The organism is Bradyrhizobium sp. CCBAU 11386, from assembly GCF_028128955.1.
Lineage (GTDB): Bacteria > Pseudomonadota > Alphaproteobacteria > Rhizobiales > Xanthobacteraceae > Bradyrhizobium.
On sequence record NZ_LBKA01000260.1, the window covers coordinates 68316 to 86224 of the forward strand.

The 17909-nt window shown below is 64.0% G+C and carries 13 protein-coding genes and 1 tRNA gene; 13 read left to right on the forward strand and 1 reads right to left on the reverse strand.

Translation table 11 applies throughout. The annotated features are described in order from the left end of the window. Nucleotides 1-174: 174 nt before the first annotated feature. From XI09_RS42220 to XI09_RS42230, 3 genes are all read left to right on the forward strand, one after another. Nucleotides 175-1365 carry an aromatic ring-hydroxylating dioxygenase subunit alpha gene (locus XI09_RS42220; protein ID WP_271572225.1) on the forward strand — a complete coding sequence of 397 codons (1191 nt, stop codon included), beginning with the start codon at nucleotides 175-177 and terminating at the stop codon, nucleotides 1363-1365. A 61-nt stretch (nucleotides 1366-1426) separates the two neighbouring features. Continuing rightward, nucleotides 1427-2722: a spinster family MFS transporter gene (locus XI09_RS42225; RefSeq protein ID WP_271572226.1), complete on the forward strand. Its 1296-nt coding sequence runs from the start codon at nucleotides 1427-1429 to the stop codon at nucleotides 2720-2722. Between the two features lie 142 nt (nucleotides 2723-2864). After that, nucleotides 2865-3068 (forward strand): hypothetical protein, encoded by a 204-nt coding sequence (locus XI09_RS42230; RefSeq protein WP_271572227.1) that lies wholly within the window; start codon nucleotides 2865-2867, stop codon nucleotides 3066-3068. 177 nt (nucleotides 3069-3245) lie between these two features. On the opposite strand, the gene XI09_RS42235 is transcribed toward XI09_RS42230, so the two are convergent. Beyond that, on the reverse strand, nucleotides 3246-4370 hold the full coding sequence (locus tag XI09_RS42235; RefSeq protein WP_271572228.1) for a hypothetical protein: 1125 nt from the start codon (nucleotides 4368-4370) through the stop codon (nucleotides 3246-3248). 1059 nt (nucleotides 4371-5429) lie between these two features. Here XI09_RS42235 and XI09_RS42240 point away from each other — a divergent pair. From XI09_RS42240 to XI09_RS42285, 10 genes are all read left to right on the forward strand, one after another. Beyond that, nucleotides 5430-7721: a caspase family protein gene (locus XI09_RS42240; protein ID WP_271572229.1), complete on the forward strand. Its 2292-nt coding sequence runs from the start codon at nucleotides 5430-5432 to the stop codon at nucleotides 7719-7721. Nucleotides 7722-7737: 16 nt separating this feature from the next. After that, nucleotides 7738-9249, forward strand: a complete 1512-nt coding sequence (locus XI09_RS42245) for a caspase family protein (RefSeq protein ID WP_271572230.1) — start codon at nucleotides 7738-7740, stop codon at nucleotides 9247-9249. 175 nt (nucleotides 9250-9424) lie between these two features. Then, nucleotides 9425-9501: transfer RNA gene (locus tag XI09_RS42250), tRNA-Asp, on the forward strand. 193 nt (nucleotides 9502-9694) lie between these two features. Beyond that, nucleotides 9695-9994, forward strand: coding sequence for an HU family DNA-binding protein (locus XI09_RS42255; RefSeq protein WP_271572231.1), 300 nt, complete (start codon nucleotides 9695-9697; stop codon nucleotides 9992-9994). 209 nt (nucleotides 9995-10203) lie between these two features. After that, nucleotides 10204-11454 carry a peptidase T gene (pepT, locus tag XI09_RS42260; RefSeq protein ID WP_271572232.1) on the forward strand — a complete coding sequence of 417 codons (1251 nt, stop codon included), beginning with the start codon at nucleotides 10204-10206 and terminating at the stop codon, nucleotides 11452-11454. A gap of 409 nt (nucleotides 11455-11863) precedes the next feature. Then, nucleotides 11864-12223, forward strand: coding sequence for a hypothetical protein (locus XI09_RS42265; RefSeq protein WP_271572233.1), 360 nt, complete (start codon nucleotides 11864-11866; stop codon nucleotides 12221-12223). A 129-nt stretch (nucleotides 12224-12352) separates the two neighbouring features. Next, on the forward strand, nucleotides 12353-12751 hold the full coding sequence (locus XI09_RS42270) for a FixH family protein (protein ID WP_271572234.1): 399 nt from the start codon (nucleotides 12353-12355) through the stop codon (nucleotides 12749-12751). Continuing rightward, nucleotides 12748-14199 (forward strand): efflux RND transporter periplasmic adaptor subunit, encoded by a 1452-nt coding sequence (locus tag XI09_RS42275; RefSeq protein ID WP_271572235.1) that lies wholly within the window; start codon nucleotides 12748-12750, stop codon nucleotides 14197-14199. The genes XI09_RS42270 and XI09_RS42275 overlap by 4 nt, the downstream gene beginning before the upstream one ends. After that, complete coding sequence (locus XI09_RS42280) at nucleotides 14196-17354, forward strand: efflux RND transporter permease subunit (protein ID WP_271572236.1); 3159 nt, start codon at nucleotides 14196-14198, stop codon at nucleotides 17352-17354. Before XI09_RS42275 ends, XI09_RS42280 begins: the two co-directional genes overlap by 4 nt. 149 nt (nucleotides 17355-17503) lie before the next feature. Continuing rightward, entirely contained in the window at nucleotides 17504-17869 is a 366-nt protein-coding gene (locus XI09_RS42285; RefSeq protein WP_271572237.1) for a hypothetical protein, read from the forward strand. Nucleotides 17870-17909 lie beyond the last annotated feature (40 nt).

Here is a 17909-nt window from a genome sequence, read left to right on the forward strand (position 1 = left end):
AGTCCAAGCCCAAGCCCGAAGCAAGTCCCAAGCTCAAGGCAAGCCGCCTCCCACCTCATCCGAATGCGACTAAGAGGCATTCGGATGATCGTTGACATTGTCATCGAACTATTTTTCACTGGGGGCAAGGCATCAAAAAGGCCAGCCAGCACGGCCCACAGCGGGAGGACCAGCATGACCATCACCCAGCGGGATCGCGATCTCGGCACGGCCTATGCGATGAAGCCGGCGCAGACGCGCACGGAACTCACCTCGGTCGCGCGCGGCACGCCGATGGGCGAACTGCTCCGCCGCTTCTGGCACCCGGTCGGGCTCGTCGGTGATGCCACCGACACCCCGAAGAAGGTGCGCGCGCTGGGCGAGGATCTGGTGCTGTTCCGCGACAAGCATCGCCACGCCGGCCTGCTGCACGCACGCTGCTGCCATCGCGGCACCACGCTCTACTATGGCAAGGTCGAGGAGGACGGCATCCGCTGCTGCTATCACGGCTGGAAGTTCGACACCGAGGGCCACTGCCTGGAGCAGCCCTGCGAGCCCGACGGCGGCCAGTTCAAGGACAAGGTGCGCCAGCCCTGGTATCCGGTCGAGGAACGCTACGGGCTGATCTTCGCCTATATGGGCCCGGCCGAGAAACGCCCGGTGCTGCCGCGCTATGAGTGCCTCGAAAACATGGACGACGGCGAGTTCGTCGAGGCGGACGATTCCTCGATCGGCGGCGGCGGACCGGCAGTGATCCCCTGCAACTGGCTCCAGCATTTCGAGAACGTGGTCGATCCCTACCACGTGCCGGTGCTGCACGGCTCGTTCTCGGGCCCGCAATTCACTGACATGATGGCCTCGATGCCGGAGGTGAAGTTCGACAAGACGCCGCGCGGGATTGCCGTGCGCTCGATCCGCAAGCAAGATGACGGCAAGGTGTTTTATCGCGTCACCGAAGCCGCCCTCCCCACCTTGCGCGTCGTGCCCAATCCGCGCGTGGCGCAGTTCGCCCGCGTCGAGTCGATCGGCTGGACGCTGCCGATCGACGATACCTCCTTCCGCATCTACGTCGCCGGCCGCGTCAAGACATCAGGCGACATCGGCCGCATGCGCTCGAAGTTCAACGGAAAATTCTGGTGGGACATGACCGAGGCCGAGCACCAGCAATTCCCGGGCGACTACGAAGCCCAGGTCGGCCAGGGCGGGGTGACCGTTCACTCCGAGGAGCATTTCGGCCAGAGCGACCGCGGCATCCTGATGATCCGGCGCATGCTGAGCGAGCAACTGGAGGCGATGGAGGCAGATCGCGACCCGATCGGCGTGTCGTTCGATGCAAACGCGGCGCCGGTCGAATTCGAAGCGGGGAATTACATCCGCGACGCGTGAAGCTGCCAGCTCCAATCAGGGCTGGACCGACAACGATAACAAAGACAAATTGGGGGAAGCGATGGTCGATGTGACGTCACAAGTGTCGGTGCAAACGACTGCTGCGGCAACGCCGTCGGCGCGGCGTTATTACGTGCTGGGGCTGCTCACCATCATCTACGCGCTGAACTTCCTCGACCGCACGATCTTCAACGTCCTGATCGAGCCGATCAAGAAGGAGTTTCAGCTCAGCGACACCATGATGGGCCTGCTCGCCGGCTTCGGCTTCGCGCTGTTCTACTCCCTGCTCGGTATCCCCATCGCGCGCGTCGCCGACCGGCTCAACCGGCGCAACATCGTGGCCGTGGCCTTCGCGTTCTGGAGCGCGATGACGGCGCTGTGCGGCGCAGCCTCGAGCGTGACCTCGTTGGCGCTGGCCCGCATCGGCGTCGGCATCGGCGAATCCGCGGGCTCGCCCGCCTCGCAGTCGATCGTCGCCGATCTCTTTGCCAAGAACGAGCGCCCGCGCGCGCTCGGCATCTACGCCATCGGCACCTATCTCGGCGTCTTCCTCGGCTATTTCGTCGGCGGCTACGTCAACCAGCACTATGGCTGGCGGATGGCGTTCTATGTCGCGGGCTTGCCGGGCATCCTGCTCGCATTGGTCCTGTGGCTGACGATCTCCGAGCCGAAGCGCGGCGCCATGCAGGAAAGCTTCGTGCCCGAACCGCTCGGACCGACGCTGCGGTTCCTGGCCTCGCAGCGGAGCTTCGTCATCGTGCTGATCGGCTTCTGCCTCACCACCTACACGAACTATGCGACCGCGGCGTGGATCCCGCCGTTCCTGGCCCGGGTGCACAATCTGTCGAGCGCCGAGATCGGCACCTATGCCGGCACCTTCAAGGGACTGGCCGGCATGGCCGGCACCCTGCTCGGCGGCTTCGTGGTGGCGCTAGTGAGCCGCAGCGACGACCGCTGGAAGCTGTGGGCGCCCGCGATCACCTCGGGTCTCGCCGGCCCGGTGTTCGCGCTGTGCATGCTGACGCAAGATTTCGCGATGATGGTGGCGATGCTGGCGCTGACCTCGTTCCTGGTCGGCTTCCACCTCGGGCCGATCTTCGCGATCGCCCAGACCGTGGCAAAGCCGAGCATGCGGGCGCTGGCCTCCGCGCTGATCGCGCTCACCGCGACCTGCTTCGGCCAGGGCGTCGGCCCGCTCGCCGTCGGCATGGTCAACGATGCCCTGAAGGGGAGTTACGGCGCTGACGCCGTGCGTTACTCCCTGCTCTCGGCGGCGGTCACGACCATGCTGGGCGCCCTGCTGTTCGTCTGGGCCGCCCGCGCGATCCGGGACGATATCGGCCGGGCCGCGGCCTGAGGCCGGCCCGCATCCCGCCGCCCGGTGAAACCAGCCGGGCGGGCAGATGAAACCATTTTGCGGAACCCGCGAAACCATCCGGAAACAGACGGTCCTTAGAAGAAGAGCCATAGACGGCGGCAAAGCCCGTCGGGAGGCTCAGATGAACCACTCAATTCACTCTGCTGATCGTGCGACGCACCTGAAGATCGTGGTGGTGGCGCTGGTGGCCGGCATTGCGGTGGCCGGTTTCGGGATCGCAGCCCGCACCAACGCCGATTACAGCCAGACCGCCCAGTCGACCCACGTGATCAAGGCCGGCAAGCCGGTGGTGGTGACGAGCGTGGGCACGTCCGAGATTCGCTGACTGCGAAAAGGTCCGATTTGGTACCAAACGGCCGCCCTCCGGGCGGCCTTTTTGGTTTGAAGCCTGCGGGAAGATGGCCTCCGAGAAGTCGTCCAACGATTTAACATACGCAAGACGACCGCAAAAAAAGATGCCCGCCTGCGAGGCGGACATCTGTCTCCAACATCCCAAACCGCGTTACCAGGTGTAACGAAGCCCCGCCTGCGTACCCGCGATCGAGGTTCCAGCGCCGCCAGTCACTGGGAAGCCTGTCTTGGGCTGGGTGATGCTGCTGCCGTGCACTTCGAGGTAAGATGAAAGTTGCGGCGTCCAGAGCACGTTGATCTTGCCCGAACCACGCACGCCATACGTGCCTACGGTACCACCTACCAAGGCGCCTCCGACCAGAACCCCGCCAGCGGCGCCGCTCGCGTCAACGATCTCATAGTATTGAGCGGACACGGAGGGCTGGACCGTGAAGCCGATCCACTTCGTCTCGAAACCAGCGCGAGCACCTCCGTGAACTTCCGTCGAGTCGCCGGTCTTGGTACCGAAGTTCGCCGTGTAAGTCTCCGAGAAGGTCACACCGGCCGTCGGTTCGAACCACACCGTGTAGGGGAAGTCGAAGCGGTATTGGCCATTGACGGTGTATGCCACGCCGCTGGTGTCAGCTATCGCGCCGATGGCATTGCTCGTGTTGTGAGTCCAACTTGCGAGGGCCGTGAAGTCCGCCGAGAAGCCGCCATTGATGTAAGAGAGAGTGCCGGAGGTCGATGGAATCGAGCCGTCGGTCGCCAAAGGCCCCGCAAAGACAGAGCCTGCCGTGAAGCTGTGCACCCACGAGTGGGATCCCGTACCGATGAAGCTTAGCGCGTCGGAGGTCGTAAAGATGCCGATCTTGGTCACGTCGAATGCGCCGGTCACGGTCGCGACACTGACGTCAGTGCCGGTCGTCTGCGCCCTGTCGCCGCTGCCGACCAGGTTCACGCCATAGAGCCAGGCCGCCACGGGTGGTGCCGCAAGCGGTGGAGCCTTGGCATAGGCCAGCGCGCTGAACGGATTGCTGACACCCTTCGAAGCAAAGGGATCGCGGCCATCGAGGTCCGACGTCTCGCCGCTGAAGCGCAACGCTCCAGGCGAAGGGACGACCCTGCGGTGTTGAATCTGGTCACGAACATTCTGGATGATGTTCTGGATGACGTTGGTGGTGACTTCCTGCGGAATATTGGGTCCCGACTGGGCCGATGCAGGCCGCACCGAAAACAAACAAAGAACAACAAGCAAAGCGACGGCAAAGCCGCGACGGAGAAATCCAAGCTTCATGATATTCAGTTAGCCCCCAATCCTTTGGCCCCAGTATCGTCGCGGAGGAATTACTCCCGCGGAACGACATGCTGCAAACTATTAGCGCCGAAGCTCAAGCGTCTTCACCCGATTGGGTGATTCAGAGTGCATGTTCGCGAAACACTCCACCTGATGCCTGTTTGCAACACCCCCCTGAGCTTGAATAACAGACAATGCATGCTACGCACTCGGCGCCTGGAAACACCTAGACAACTTCCATTATTCAAATTTATCGTCCAAGTAGATTTTGAAAAACGAATTTGCAATGCCGAAATCGGACTTGCGCACAATTGAGAGCGCCTTCGGAGAAGCGGCTGTCGACTCGAGCAGATGGACGCGCGCTGAACATCTCGAAGGAGACGTCGAGGACACAGCTCAAGAGCGCCTTTGCGAAACTGGGGTCCATCGACAGGCTGAGCTTGTCGCCGTGCTTTCGACCCTCTTGAACGGTATCGTCTAGAGGCTGCACCATTCACCCGGTTGGGTGACGACGGCTGTCGCCGAACCGGCTAATTTAACAGGAGGGACCGACCTCAATTCGCGATCGACTGGTCCGCACCTACTTTCGCTTCTTCGCAGCACGACGAGTGATGGCTTGGCTGACCTCGGCTCGTCGAGAGCGCGCAGCTTCTTCGCGCATTGCCTGCTCGCGAATGTGCCGCCGCACGTCGTCCCGAACGCCTTGAATGATCGACTCCCGCGACGCTTCAGCGGGATCGTCGCAGCGGGCTGCGCCGCACAGCGTCAAAAGCAGTCCAAGGGCCAGAATAGGCGTGCGAAAAGACCGAGATATTCGCGTCAATTGGGGGTCTCCGAAACATTCGTCTGGCCGAGGCCACTCACGTCAACCCGGCCGCGGTGCTATTGGTTTCACCGCTCACCGCCCGCAGCCTTTCGTCAAGGCGAGACCGGTGTCGGTTCACGGAATCGTTGAGGGACGGGCTTTGATGTCGTCACCCACCTCATATTGAGGTAGAAAGAGCTGCCAATTTTGCTTCGTGCGCCGATCGGTATTTTTCGACTTTCGAGATCTTTCTGATGTTTGAAATTGGTTGTTTCGGAATCCACGCCCGACGAAAACGGCGCGACATTTCCCATTCCCTGACCTTTGTGCGACGCATCATCCTTTTTGGCTTCGCAACGCTGACGATCCTCCTTGCAGTGCAGCCGCAAGCCTCGGCCGGCGAGAAGATCGCGCTGGTGATCGGTAACAACGACTACCGCAAGGTGCCGAAACTGATCAATCCTGCCAACGACGCCGCCGACATGGCCACGTCGCTTGGGCGGCTCGGATACACCGTCAGGCACCTCGCCGACCTCGACTACAACCATTTCCGGCAGGCCTTGATCGAGTTTGGCAACGCCGCGAGGACGGCCGACAAGGCCGTGGTCTTCTTCGCCGGCCATGGCGTCGAGATCGACGGAAAGAATTGGCTGATTCCAGTGGACGCCGAGATCAAATCCGAGATCGATGTCTATGCCGAGGCGATCAATCTCGAGACCCTGATCGATATTTCGGTGATGCCGAAGATCATCGGCCTCGTGGTCCTGGACGCCTGCCGTAACGATCCTTTCGAGACGACCAAGGTCGCCGCCGCAGGGCGTGCGCTTTCTTCGCGAACGGCGCCGCCGAAGGGAGCGGGCGAGCCGACGTCCCGTACGCCGAGCTCCTCAACATCGACAGCCGGCGCACGCGGGCTCGCACCTGTCGAAGTCAACGACAACGTGCTCGTTGCCTTCTCGGCCGCCGCAGGCACCACGGCCAGCGACGGCTCAGGACGCAACAGCCCCTACTCCGGTTCACTGTTGCGCCACGTCGAAGCGCCTCAGCTCGAAATCAACTACCTTTTCCGGATCGTTCACGACGAAGTCTGGAAGGAGACCGGGACGCAGGAGCCCGCGATCTACGGGACCCTGCCAAAGGGGGACATCTATCTGAACGGCGACGCCACGACTGCAACGAGCGATGGCGGAGCAGATGCCGAACAGGTCGCCTGGGAATTCGTCCGCTCGACCACCGAGATCGCGACGTTGCGACGTTTCGCCGACCAGTTTCCAGCCGGCTCGCATACGGTCGAGATCAACGAGCGCATTGCGCAGTTGAAGGCCGCGGAAGAAAATGCATGGAAGATCGTCGAGCGACAGAAGTCGCTTGCGGCCTACCGCGCCTATCTGGATCTCTATCCGTACGGCGAGCATGTCGAGAACGCAAAGGTCACGCTGGCCTCACTCCAGAAATCAGCGAAGCCCGGGCAGGCCGGTGGACAGATCGATATGCCCGGGCCCCCGCCGGCGAGCTATCAACTCGCTTCGGCCGACACGACCACCAGCAGTTCGGACTCGGTCGAGAAGGCATGGGATGTCTTGAAGGAGGCGCACGATCAGAGCGTGGTCGGCCAATTTGCCGAACGCTATCCGAGCGCGCGCCGCAACCGCCCGGCTCCGGGAAGCGACCTCGCGCTACGCCCCGTCAATTCCACCGAATTGATGCTGCGCACGGCACAGGACAGCGACGTGAACGCCTGCTTCGACGGCGATGCCGGGGCATGCGCGACGTCGATCAAGAAATACCCTGACTACGTCCAGCTTCAGTTCCAGCTCTGCCGGTCCAAGGGAAATCCCAGGGGATGCATGGTCAACGCGGTGACAGAGGCACGCAAGCGAGGCTTATTGGTCTCGGCTTACACCCGCTCGGAAGAGGAGAAGGCTCGCAACCGCGAATATCGACGCGTCGTCGCGCGCGTGAACCAGAACGTCGGCAATGTGGTCAGTGGCGTTGTCAGCAACGTGGTCGGCAACGTTGTCAGCAATGCCGTTAGCGCCAGCGTTTCGGCCGCAGCCAGTAATGCTGCGGCCACCGCAGCGGCCAACGCGGCATCAGGTGCCGCGAGCCGGGCGGCATCGAGCGCGGCGAGTGCGTCTGCGTCGCACGCAGCCTCAAACGCGGCCAGCAGGGCCGCCTCCTCCGCAGCTTCAAACGCCGCGAGCAAGTCGGCCTCAAGTGCGGCGTCAAGCGCGGCCAGCAGAGCGGCGTCCGCGGCCGCTTCGAATGCGGTGGGCCGCATCCCAATTCCTTCCGACGTCCGCCTCAAGGAGGACGTCATCGCACTCGGCCAGACCGGCAGCGGTCTTCGTCTCTATCGCTACCGATACAAGGGGGACGCGACGTTGTATGTCGGCGTGATGGCGCAGGAAGTCGCGCAGCGGGTACCGGCGGCGGTTTCGCCAGGACTGGACGGGTATCTACAGGTTGACTATGGCTTGCTCGGTCTCGAATTCCTCACCTATCGCGACTGGATTGCGCGAAATCCCGTTTCGGAACTCAACTAAGGGACGCGACTTCGCCTTGCGCTTTCTGGGTCTGTTCATCGCCGTCGCCACAGGCCTTCTCTTCGGCGCGGATGCAAGAGCCGCCGGTGGTCGCGTCGCCCTCATCGTCGGAAACTCCAACTACAGGGATGCGCTGCGGCTCGCCTCTCCTGTCAACGATGCCGACGACATCGCGACCACCCTTGCCGGCCTCGGTTTCGACGTCGATCTGCGGAAGGATGCGACCTTCGAAGATCTGCGAACGGGGATCCGCTCCTTCACCGAGAAGTCCGCCAACGCCGACATTTCGATCTTCTATTTTGCCGGATACAGCGCGGCCGCCGGCGTCGGCGGCTATTTGATCCCGGTCGACGCGCGGCTCCCGACACTGCCGTCGTCCCGTGCCGACACGATTCCGTTGCCCGCGGCGATCGCAGGAGCCGCCCGCGCCCACAGGCTCGGGCTGGTGATCCTGGATGCCATGAGGGAAAACCCCTTCCCAGCCAGATCCGACGGCCGCAGCAGTGGCGATTCCGTCGCCGCTGCCAGAGGTGCGCCGACCCGCAATACGCTGGTGTTCTTTCCCACCGAGCCGGGCCGGATCGCTGAAGAAGGCAAAGGCCGCAACAGTGTGTTCGCGGCGGCGCTGCTGAAATATCTCCCTCAGGCCGATCTCGAGATCAACTTCGTGTTTCGCAACGTCCGCGACGACGTGCGGGAGGCAACGCAGCAGAGACAAACCCCGTACATGTATGGCCAGCTCTCCAGGGACAGAATCTATCTCAATCCCGTCAAGCAGGCCGCCGTCATGCAGGCAGATCCCGCTGTGGCGCGGCGCTGCGACAACCTCGCCGCCGCGTTGGAGGGTGCAAGAAAAGACACCGCCGGCCAGGGTGACGCGCGCGAGGATACAAAGGCGGCGGACGCGGTTGCGGCGTGCTCGGATGCGGTTAAGCAGTCCCCCGGCGCCGATCAGTTGCACTATCAGCTCGGGCGCTCGCTGTTCGCCACGCGCGACTTCACGGGGGCCGTGGCAAGCTACAAGACGGCATCCGAGCTCGGCAACGCGCGCGCGATCTACGAACTGGGGTGGATGTACGACAACGGCAACGGCGTGGTGAAGGACCCTGCCCTTGCACGATTCTATTACGAGATGGCGGCCGAGAAGAACATCGCCCCTGCGATCGTCAGTCTCGGCGTGCAGCAAGAGCGTGGAATAGGTGCGGCCAGTGATCCCGCGAAGGCCTATCTGCTCTACCAGCGCGCCGCCGGTCTCGGCGATCCGACCGCCATCAACAAGATGGGAGAACTCGCCGAGAAGGGACTGGGGGTCCCGCAGAACCTGAAACAGGCCCGCGCCCTCTACGAAAAGAGCGCGGCCATGGGCGCGCTGGAGGCGATGGTCAATCTCGCCCGATGCAACGCCAGCGGTATCGGCGGACGGCAAGACATCCCCGAGGCAAGGCGCCTCCTGGCCAAGGCGGCGCAGGCAGGAAGCGCAGACGCAAGGCGCATCCTTGCCCATATCGGGGATGCCAAGCCAAAATAGGACGGTTCAGGCTGAACAGGTGCGACGGCTTTGGGATCGGCCGCCCTCCGGGGCGGCCTTTTTCGTTTTCCAGAGCAATGCTTAGCCGATGCGTCCTGACGAAGCGCAACGTCCTTGACTTCACCAGGTCCCGCCTTTAAGTCCCCCCTCGTTCCGCGCGCTTTCAGCGAACCACGCGGGAGTAGCTCAGTTGGTTAGAGCGCCGGCCTGTCACGCCGGAGGTCGCGGGTTCGAGCCCCGTCTCTCGCGCCATTTTGGCAATCCCTTCATAGTCTTAGCCCGAACTCCTCGATGCCTTTCGCGGCCGTGCCGGCGGTCGGCTGGAACCGGGGCATAGTCAGCCTGCGCCCGAATCGTCTAGGCCTGCCAGGACTTTGAGGGATCCCCAGCATTTCCCCGACTTTTCCGGGGTTTCCCTGTCGATGGACATCCCAGGAGGCCAGACATGGCGAAGAAGGCAGCCGCTCCCGCCACCATCACCCTCAAGCACCTCGCCGCCGAGATCGCGGAAAGCCAGGACCTGTCGAAGAAGCACGCCGAGGCCGTCCTCACCGACATGATCGACCTGATCACCAGGCACCTGAAGAAGGGCGACCGCGTCCGGATCGTGGGGCTGGGTATCCTTCAGGTCCGCAAGCGCGCCGCCCGCACCGGCCGCAATCCCGCCACCGGCGAGCCCATCCACATCAAGGCCAGCAAGAAGGTCGCGTTCCGCCCGGTCAAGGAACTGAAAGAGGCGATCTAGAGCCATTTCCGTTCCGATGGAATCGGAACGGGCTCCAGATTCTTGTTTTGACGCGTTTTCCTCACGCGAACCGGTGTCCACTTCGCTCGAAAACGCTCTGGCCGCTCACGTTTCGTTAAACCTGATCCGCATCGTTCCGGCCGCATCAAAGCCCCGCTTTTCTGATATACCCGCCTGCATCCCCAAAAGACCCGGCGGTTTGACCAGAAATGTCCTCCCTCACCTTCACGCATACCGTGACCGAGCGCTTCCTGCGCTACGTCACCATCGACACCCAGTCCGATCCGGAATCCCCTAGCTCACCTTCGACCGAGAAGCAGAAGGACCTCGGCCACGTCCTCGTCACCGAGCTGAAGGCCATGGGCGTCGCGGATGCCCATCTCGACGACTACGGCTACGTTTACGGAACGATCCCGGCCAACACCGACAAGAAGGTGCCGGTGATCTGCTTCTGCTCGCACATGGACACTTCGCCCGACGTCACCGGCAAGGACGTGAAGCCGCAAATGGTGAAGAACTATCGCGGCGGCGACATCACTCTGCCGGGCGATACCAGCCAGGTGATCCGCTTCACTGAGCATCCCGCGCTGAAGAACCAGATCGGCAACGACATCATCACCACCGACGGCACCACGCTGCTGGGGGCCGACAACAAGGCCGGTGTCGCCGAGATCATGGATGCCGCGTATTTCTTCATCAACAATCCTGAGGTGAAGCACGGCACCATCAAGATCCTGTTCACGCCGGATGAAGAGATCGGCCGCGGCGTCGACAACGTCGACATCAGGAAGCTGGGAGCCGATTTCGGCTACACCATGGACGGCGAGAGCGCGGGCTCTGTCGAGGACGAGACCTTCTCGGCCGACGGCGCCACCATCACCATCAACGGTGTCAGCGCCCATCCCGGCTACGCCAAGGGCAAGATGGAGCACGCGATCAAGATCGCGGCCGCCATCGTCGAGCGGCTCCCGAAGGAAGGCTGTTCGCCCGAGACGACGTCAGGCAAGCAGGGCTTCCTGCATCCGATCAGCATCGACGGCGCGCTCGAGCAGGCGACGCTCTCCTTCATCGTCCGCGACTTCACCGAGGAAGGCCTGAAGGAGAAGGAGGTCCTGCTCGAGAACATCGTCAAGGACGTGATGAAGGACTATCCGCGCTCGACCTACACGTTCGAGGTCAGGGAGCAGTACCGCAACATGAAGCAGGTGATCGACCGTCACCCGCACATCCTCGAATACGCCATCGAGGCGATCCGCCGCGCCGGCTTGCGGCCGATGCGCACCGCGATCCGCGGCGGCACTGACGGCTCGCGCCTGTCCTTCATGGGCCTGCCCTGCCCCAACATCTTCGCCGGCGAGCACGCATTCCACTCGCGCCTGGAATGGGTCAGCCGGCAGGACATGGAGAAGGCGGTGCAGACAATCGTCCATCTCGCCATGATCTGGGAGGAGAAGGCGTAGGCACGCCGCCAATCCCGGCAACGGGCGCAAAAGCCTCCACGACGTCATGGCCGGGCTTGTCTCGCCGAAGCGGCTTTGGCCGCGCAGGCGGGACAAGCCCGGGCATGACGACCTCTGTGCGACTGCCCGGATGACGGGCGCAAAATAATTCCAAGCCCACGGAACGAGCCGGCGCGGGGCGCGTTAGTGATGCAAGTCCCAAGGATGAAGATTGTGAGCACAAAAGGCCTCAGCCGGTCAGCCCCGGGCTGGGGCCTTTCCGCGTTTGGCATGCCCCGTCCAGCGAGGCATCGCACAGTAGCATCGTACTCCGCGATCGTTCGAGACAGTTAACCACCCACGCGCCCTGCTCGCACACTCGTGAACCACCGGACTTTCCAATGTTGTTCCCGTGTGAGAGTGTCGCGCCATGACTGCTCGTCGCATCCTCAGGCTCGTGCTCGCGGTCCTCGTGACCGCGGGGCTGATGGTTGCGCCGCTGGTGACGCCAGCGGCGGCGGGACATCCGATGGCCAGCGACCTGCAGGTGACCGACGCGCAAGACATGTCGGCCGACATGCCTTGCTGTCCCGATCAGCAAGACAGCAAGCAATGCCAGGACTGCCCTCTCCTCGCGATCTGCATGTTGAAGGTGTTGCAGGCTGGGCCGGCGGTCGTGACGGCAACTCTCGATCCGCGTGCGCTCGAGCTGCTCCGGCCGCTCGATGATGCCATTGCCGACGGCCTTACCCGCCCACCTCCGGATCATCCACCTCGATCGATCGTCTGACCGGCGCCCCAGCGCCCGGTGAACATGCGTGCCGGAAGCGGCACGCATCGCTGCCTGCCGTCTGGCCGCGCGTCACGTCGTTGCGCGTGGTCCCGGCGGCTCCATCAGACCCATCGAGGAATTGACATCATGACAACGTCCAATGTTGCGCGCGCCGCCATCGCTGCGCTGATCGCCGCCGCGTTTGCGACTTCCGCACGCGCCGAAATCAAGAACTACGAATTCCAGCTCATGCAGCCGACCGTCAAGGCCGGCGCCGATCGCATCGTGACGGTGCGACTGGTCAACAAGGCCTCCGGCAAGTCCGTGCCGGATGCCGTGGTCTTCGCCAGCCGGCTCGACATGGCGCCCGACGGCATGCAGGAGATGGCCACCAAGGTCACGCCGGTGCCGGGCAGCGAGCCCGGTACCTACCGTTTCAAGGCCACCTTCGGCATGGCCGGGCGCTGGCAGCTTTCGCTCGGCGCCAAGGTGCAGGGCGAAACCGGCACGGTCGAAAACAAGCTCGTCGTCACGGCCGAGCAATGAGCAAGAACCGCCTCACCGGCCCTGCCGCTGCGCTTCTCGCAGCGGCGGGCGCCGCGCTGTTAGCCGGCAGCTTCTTGCCGGCGGATGGCGATCCGATCCTGTCTGCGGCGATTGCAGCGGATGCGGCCGCCCCGCTCTATTATCAGGACCCGGACGGCAAGCCGCTCTATTCGCCGACGCCGAAGAAGACCGAGGACGGCCGCGACTATGTCGCCGTGCCGGCGACGTCCGATGCTGACGAACCCAAAGGCGAGCACAAGGCTGATCGCAAGATCAAATATTACCGCAACCCGATGGGCCTGCCCGACACCTCGCCGGTGCCGAAGAAGGATTCGATGGGGATGGATTACATCCCCGTCTATGACGGCGACGACAGCGACGACGGCTCGGTCAAGCTCTCGCCCGGCAAGATCCAGCGCAGCGGCGTCAAATCCGAACCGGCCGAACTGCGCCGGCTGCGGACGCTGGTCCGCGCGCCCGGTACCATTCAGCTGGACGAACGCCGCGTCTCGGTGATCGCGATGCGCGCCGAGAGCTACGTGCAGAGGGTTGCCGACGTCACCACCGGAAGCCGCGTGACCAAGGCGCAGCCGCTGATGGAGATCTACAGTCCAGCGGTGTCGTCGGCCGCGGCCGAATATCTCGCGACCATCACGTCGAAGGCGACCGCGGGCATCGAACCCTACGGCCGCGGCTCGCGGCAGCGACTGGTCAATCTCGACGTTCCCGAGCCCGCCATCGCCGAGATGGAGCGAAGCCGCGCGGTCCCGATCACCATTCAATGGTCGTCGCCGCGCGACGGCATCGTGCTCCAGCGTAACGCGGTCGACGGCATGCGCGCGCAGCCCGGCGACATCCTGTTTCGCATCGCCGACATCTCGCTGGTGTGGGCCATCGTCGACGTCGCCGAGCGCGACCTCGGCGGCATTGCCGTCGGCCAGCCCGTGACGGTGCGGGCGCGCAGCTATCCCGGCCGGGATTTTGGCGGCCGGATCAGCGTCATCTATCCGCAGGTGAACAAGGAGACGCGTACGGCCCGGATACGGATCGAACTCGCCAACGCCGATCTCGCGCTGCTTCCCGACATGTATGTCGATGCCGAGATCGATACCGGCAATCCGGCGCCGGTGCTGGTGGTCGCCGAAAGCGCAGTGCTGGACACCGGCAGCCGCCAGGCCGTTCTGGTCGACAAGGGACAGGGCCGCTTCGAGCCGCGCGAGGTGAAGCTCGGACGCCGGGGTGACGGCTATGTCGAAATCCGCGACGGGCTTGCCGAGGGCGATACGATCGTCACCTCCGCCAACTTCCTGATCGACGCCGAGAGCAATTTGAAGGCGGCCCTCAAGGGGCTTGCCGAAGGCGGCAACGCCCAAGGCACAAACGTCCAAGGCACTAACGCGCAAGGCACTGACGCGCACGGCAGCCACGCCATGGGAGGCAAGCCATGATCGCGCGCATCATCGCCTGGTCGGCCCGCAACCTGCTGCTGGTGCTGTTCGGCACCGGCTTTGCCACTGCTGCCGGCCTCTATGCCTTGCTCCATCTGCCGCTGGACGCCATTCCTGATCTCTCCGACACCCAGGTCATCGTCTACACCGAATATCAGGGTCAGGCGCCCCAGGTGATCGAGGACCAGGTCACCTATCCCCTCACCACCGCCATGCTGACGGTGCCGAAGTCGAAGGTGGTGCGCGGCTTCTCCTTCTTCGGCGTCTCCTTCGTCTACGTCATCTTCGAGGACGGTACCGACATCTACTGGGCCCGTTCGCGCGTGCTCGAATTCCTCAACGGCGCCGCGGCACGGCTGCCGGCCGGCGTCGCGCCCACGATCGGCCCTGACGCCACCGGCGTCGGCTGGGTCTACCAATACGCGGTGATGTCCAAGGAGCTGAACCTCGCCGAGACCCGGACGATCCAGGACTGGAACCTGAAATTCGCCCTCGCCAAGGCCGAAGGCGTGGCGGAGATCGCCAGCGTCGGCGGCTTCGTCAGGCAGTACAACGTCATCCTCGATCCGCAGCGCATGCGCGACCTCGGCATCACCATGCAGAAGATGCGCGACGCCATCCGCGCCAGCAATGCCGACGTCGGCGGCCGCACCGTCGAGCTCTCCGAGTTCGAATATGTCATCCGCGGCAAGGGCTATCTGAAAAACGTCGACGATCTCGGCAGCATCGTGCTGAAGACCGACAACGGAACGCCGGTCAAGCTGCGCGACGTCGCCCGCGTCGAGCTCGGGCCGGACGAGCGGCGCGGCATCGCCGAGCTCAACGGCGAGGGCGAGGTGGCGAGCGGCATCGTGCTCCAGCGCTTCGGCATGAACGCGCTCGACGTGATCGAGAGCGTCAAGAAGCGATTCAGGGAGATCGCAACCAGCCTGCCGAAATCGGTGGAGATCGTTCCGGTCTACGACCGCTCCAACCTGATCAAGGCCGCGATCGAGACGCTCAGGCACACGCTGCTCGAGGAGAGCATCGTGGTGGCGCTGGTCTGCATAGTGTTCCTGCTGCATGTCCGCAGCGCGCTGGTCGCCATCCTGATGCTCCCCGTCGGGGTGCTGATGGCGTTCGGGGCGATGAAGCTGCTCGGGATCGGCTCCAACATCATGAGCCTCGGCGGCATCGCGATCGCGATCGGCGCCATGATCGATGCCGCGATCGTCATGATCGAGAACGCGCACAAGCATCTCGAGCGAGCCGAGCCCGGCCATTCGCGGGTGGCGATCCTGATCGAGGCCGCCGCCGAGGTCGGACCGGCGCTGTTCTTCAGCCTGCTGATCATCACCGTCTCGTTCATGCCGATCTTCACCCTGGAATCGCAGGAGGGCCGGCTGTTCAGCCCGCTCGCCTTCACCAAGACTTTTGCGATGGCGGCGGCGGCGCTGCTGTCGGTCACGCTGGTGCCGGCGCTGATGGTGATCTTCGTTCGCGGCAGGATCATCCCGGAGCACAAGAACCCGATCAACCGTTTCCTGATCTGGACCTACCGGCCGGTCATATCAGGCGTGCTGCGGGCGCGGATCCCGGTGATCCTGCTCGCGCTCGGCGTGCTCGCCGCCTCGATCTGGCCGGCCGGCCGGCTCGGTTCCGAGTTCATGCCGAACCTCAACGAAGGCACCCTGCTCTACATGCCGACGACGCTTCCCGGCATTTCCGTGACCAAGGCGGCCGAGCTGATGCAGACCCAGGACCGCATCATCCGCTCGTTTCCGGAAGTCGCCTCGGTCTACGGCAAGGCCGGTCGCGCGGCCACCGCAACCGATCCGGCGCCGTCGGAGATGTTCGAGACCATCGTCGACCTCAAGCCGAAGAACGAGTGGCGCGCTGGCGTGACCATCGACAGCCTGATCGCCGAGATGGACAAGGCGCTGCAGTTTCCGGGCGTCTCCAACGCCTGGACCATGCCGATCAAGGCCCGCATCGACATGCTCTCGACCGGCATCCGCACCCCCGTTGGCGTCAAGGTCATGGGCACCGATCTCGCCGGGATCGACAGGCTGGCCCGGCAGATCGAGCAGGTGCTCAAGGCGGTGCCCGGCACGTCCTCGGCCTATGCCGAGCGGAGCCTCGGCGGCTACTATCTCGAGATCACGCCGGACCGCGAGGCGCTGTCGCGCTACGGCATCATGGTGCAGGACGTGCAGGACACGATTGCGACCGCGCTCGGCGGCCAGACGGTGACGACGACCGTCGAGGGCCGGCAGCGCTTCACCGTCAACATGCGCTATCCGCGCGACCTGCGCGACAATCCGAAGGCAATCGCCAGCGACATCCTGGTGCCGATGCCGGGCGGCGGCGCCGTTCCACTCGGCGAGGTCGCGAGCGTCACGCCGGCGCGCGGGCCGACCTCGGTCCGGACCGAGAACGGACAGCTCGCCACCTACATCTACGTCGACATCCGCGACCGCGACCTCGGCGGCTATGTCGCCGATGCGAGGGTCGCGGTGCAGGCGAGCGTCCAGTTCCCATCCGGTTATTATGTGGTCTGGAGCGGGCAATACGAATATCTGGAGCGCGCCACCGCGCGGCTGAAGATCGTGGTGCCGGTGACGCTGCTGATCATCTTCCTGCTGCTCTATCTCAACTTCCGCTCGATCACCGAGACCCTGATCGTGATGCTCTCCCTGCCCTTTGCCCTCGTCGGCGGACTGTGGCTGATGTGGTGGCTCGGCTTCAACCTCTCGGTCGCGGTCGCGGTCGGTTTCATCGCACTCGCGGGCGTGGCGGCAGAGACCGGCGTGGTGATGCTGATCTATCTCAACCAGGCGCTCGCCGAGGCCAAAGCGCGCTGCGCACGCGCGGGCCGCGCCCTGACGCGCGACGATCTCGACAAGGCGATCATGGAAGGCGCGGTCGAGCGCGTCCGCCCGAAGATGATGACGGTGGTTGCGATCATGGCCGGCCTGCTGCCGATCATGTGGAGCAGCGGAACGGGATCGGAGATCATGCAGCGGATTGCCGTGCCGATGATCGGCGGCATGATCTCGTCGACGCTGCTGACGCTGATCGTGATCCCCGCGATCTTCGGGCTGGTGAAGGGCTTTGGGCTGCATTCAGGCGACGTGGCCATCACGTCGGAGCAGATTCCGGAGGCCGCCGAATGAACGCGTAACCGCCGTATGTTGCGAGCCGGTCGCAGTCGCATCGTGAGCTGCAACTGCGACGTTGAGTTCCCCACACGTAACATTATTGCGGGTCGACACTGTTCCCGCCGCCATGCTAGGCCAGCCGAACCGACAGCGAGAGTGAATTCGTGGTCCTGAACCGCCGGCCCTTCAGACTGAGCTCCACGCGCAACTGGCGTGGGCTCGTGGCTGTGCTCGTCGCGGTCATGTATCTTCTCTCGGGCGCGCTCCACGGCGCCCACGACGTCGATGTCACCAACCCGTCCGGCGGCTCGGAGATCGCCTCGATGCTCGAAGACGGCACGGCCGGGCATGGCGATCACAAGGCGCTTGCCGGCCATCACTGCCACGGCTGCTTCTCCGTCGCCGTCGTGCAACCGGTGCGACCGGAAGCCGCGGCCGACGTGATGGCCGCGCCGGTCCCGCAGCGGCAGCCGGCGCTCGCCGGCATCGCTCCCGATACAGACTCTCCTCCCCCCAAGCACCTGACCTGAACGGATCAGCCGGGCGCCCCATCGCGCCCATCGGTTCTCC

Coding starts and splice junctions, on each gene's coding strand:
- XI09_RS42220 (WP_271572225.1), top strand. CDS start 175: ATGACCATCACCCAGCGGGATCGCGATCTCGGCACGGCCTATGCGATG.
- XI09_RS42225 (WP_271572226.1), top strand. CDS start 1,427: ATGGTCGATGTGACGTCACAAGTGTCGGTGCAAACGACTGCTGCGGCA.
- XI09_RS42230 (WP_271572227.1), top strand. CDS start 2,865: ATGAACCACTCAATTCACTCTGCTGATCGTGCGACGCACCTGAAGATC.
- XI09_RS42235 (WP_271572228.1), bottom strand. CDS start 4,370: ATGAAGCTTGGATTTCTCCGTCGCGGCTTTGCCGTCGCTTTGCTTGTT.
- XI09_RS42240 (WP_271572229.1), top strand. CDS start 5,430: ATGTTTGAAATTGGTTGTTTCGGAATCCACGCCCGACGAAAACGGCGC.
- XI09_RS42255 (WP_271572231.1), top strand. CDS start 9,695: ATGGCGAAGAAGGCAGCCGCTCCCGCCACCATCACCCTCAAGCACCTC.
- pepT (WP_271572232.1), top strand. CDS start 10,204: ATGTCCTCCCTCACCTTCACGCATACCGTGACCGAGCGCTTCCTGCGC.
- XI09_RS42265 (WP_271572233.1), top strand. CDS start 11,864: ATGACTGCTCGTCGCATCCTCAGGCTCGTGCTCGCGGTCCTCGTGACC.
- XI09_RS42270 (WP_271572234.1), top strand. CDS start 12,353: ATGACAACGTCCAATGTTGCGCGCGCCGCCATCGCTGCGCTGATCGCC.
- XI09_RS42275 (WP_271572235.1), top strand. CDS start 12,748: ATGAGCAAGAACCGCCTCACCGGCCCTGCCGCTGCGCTTCTCGCAGCG.
- XI09_RS42280 (WP_271572236.1), top strand. CDS start 14,196: ATGATCGCGCGCATCATCGCCTGGTCGGCCCGCAACCTGCTGCTGGTG.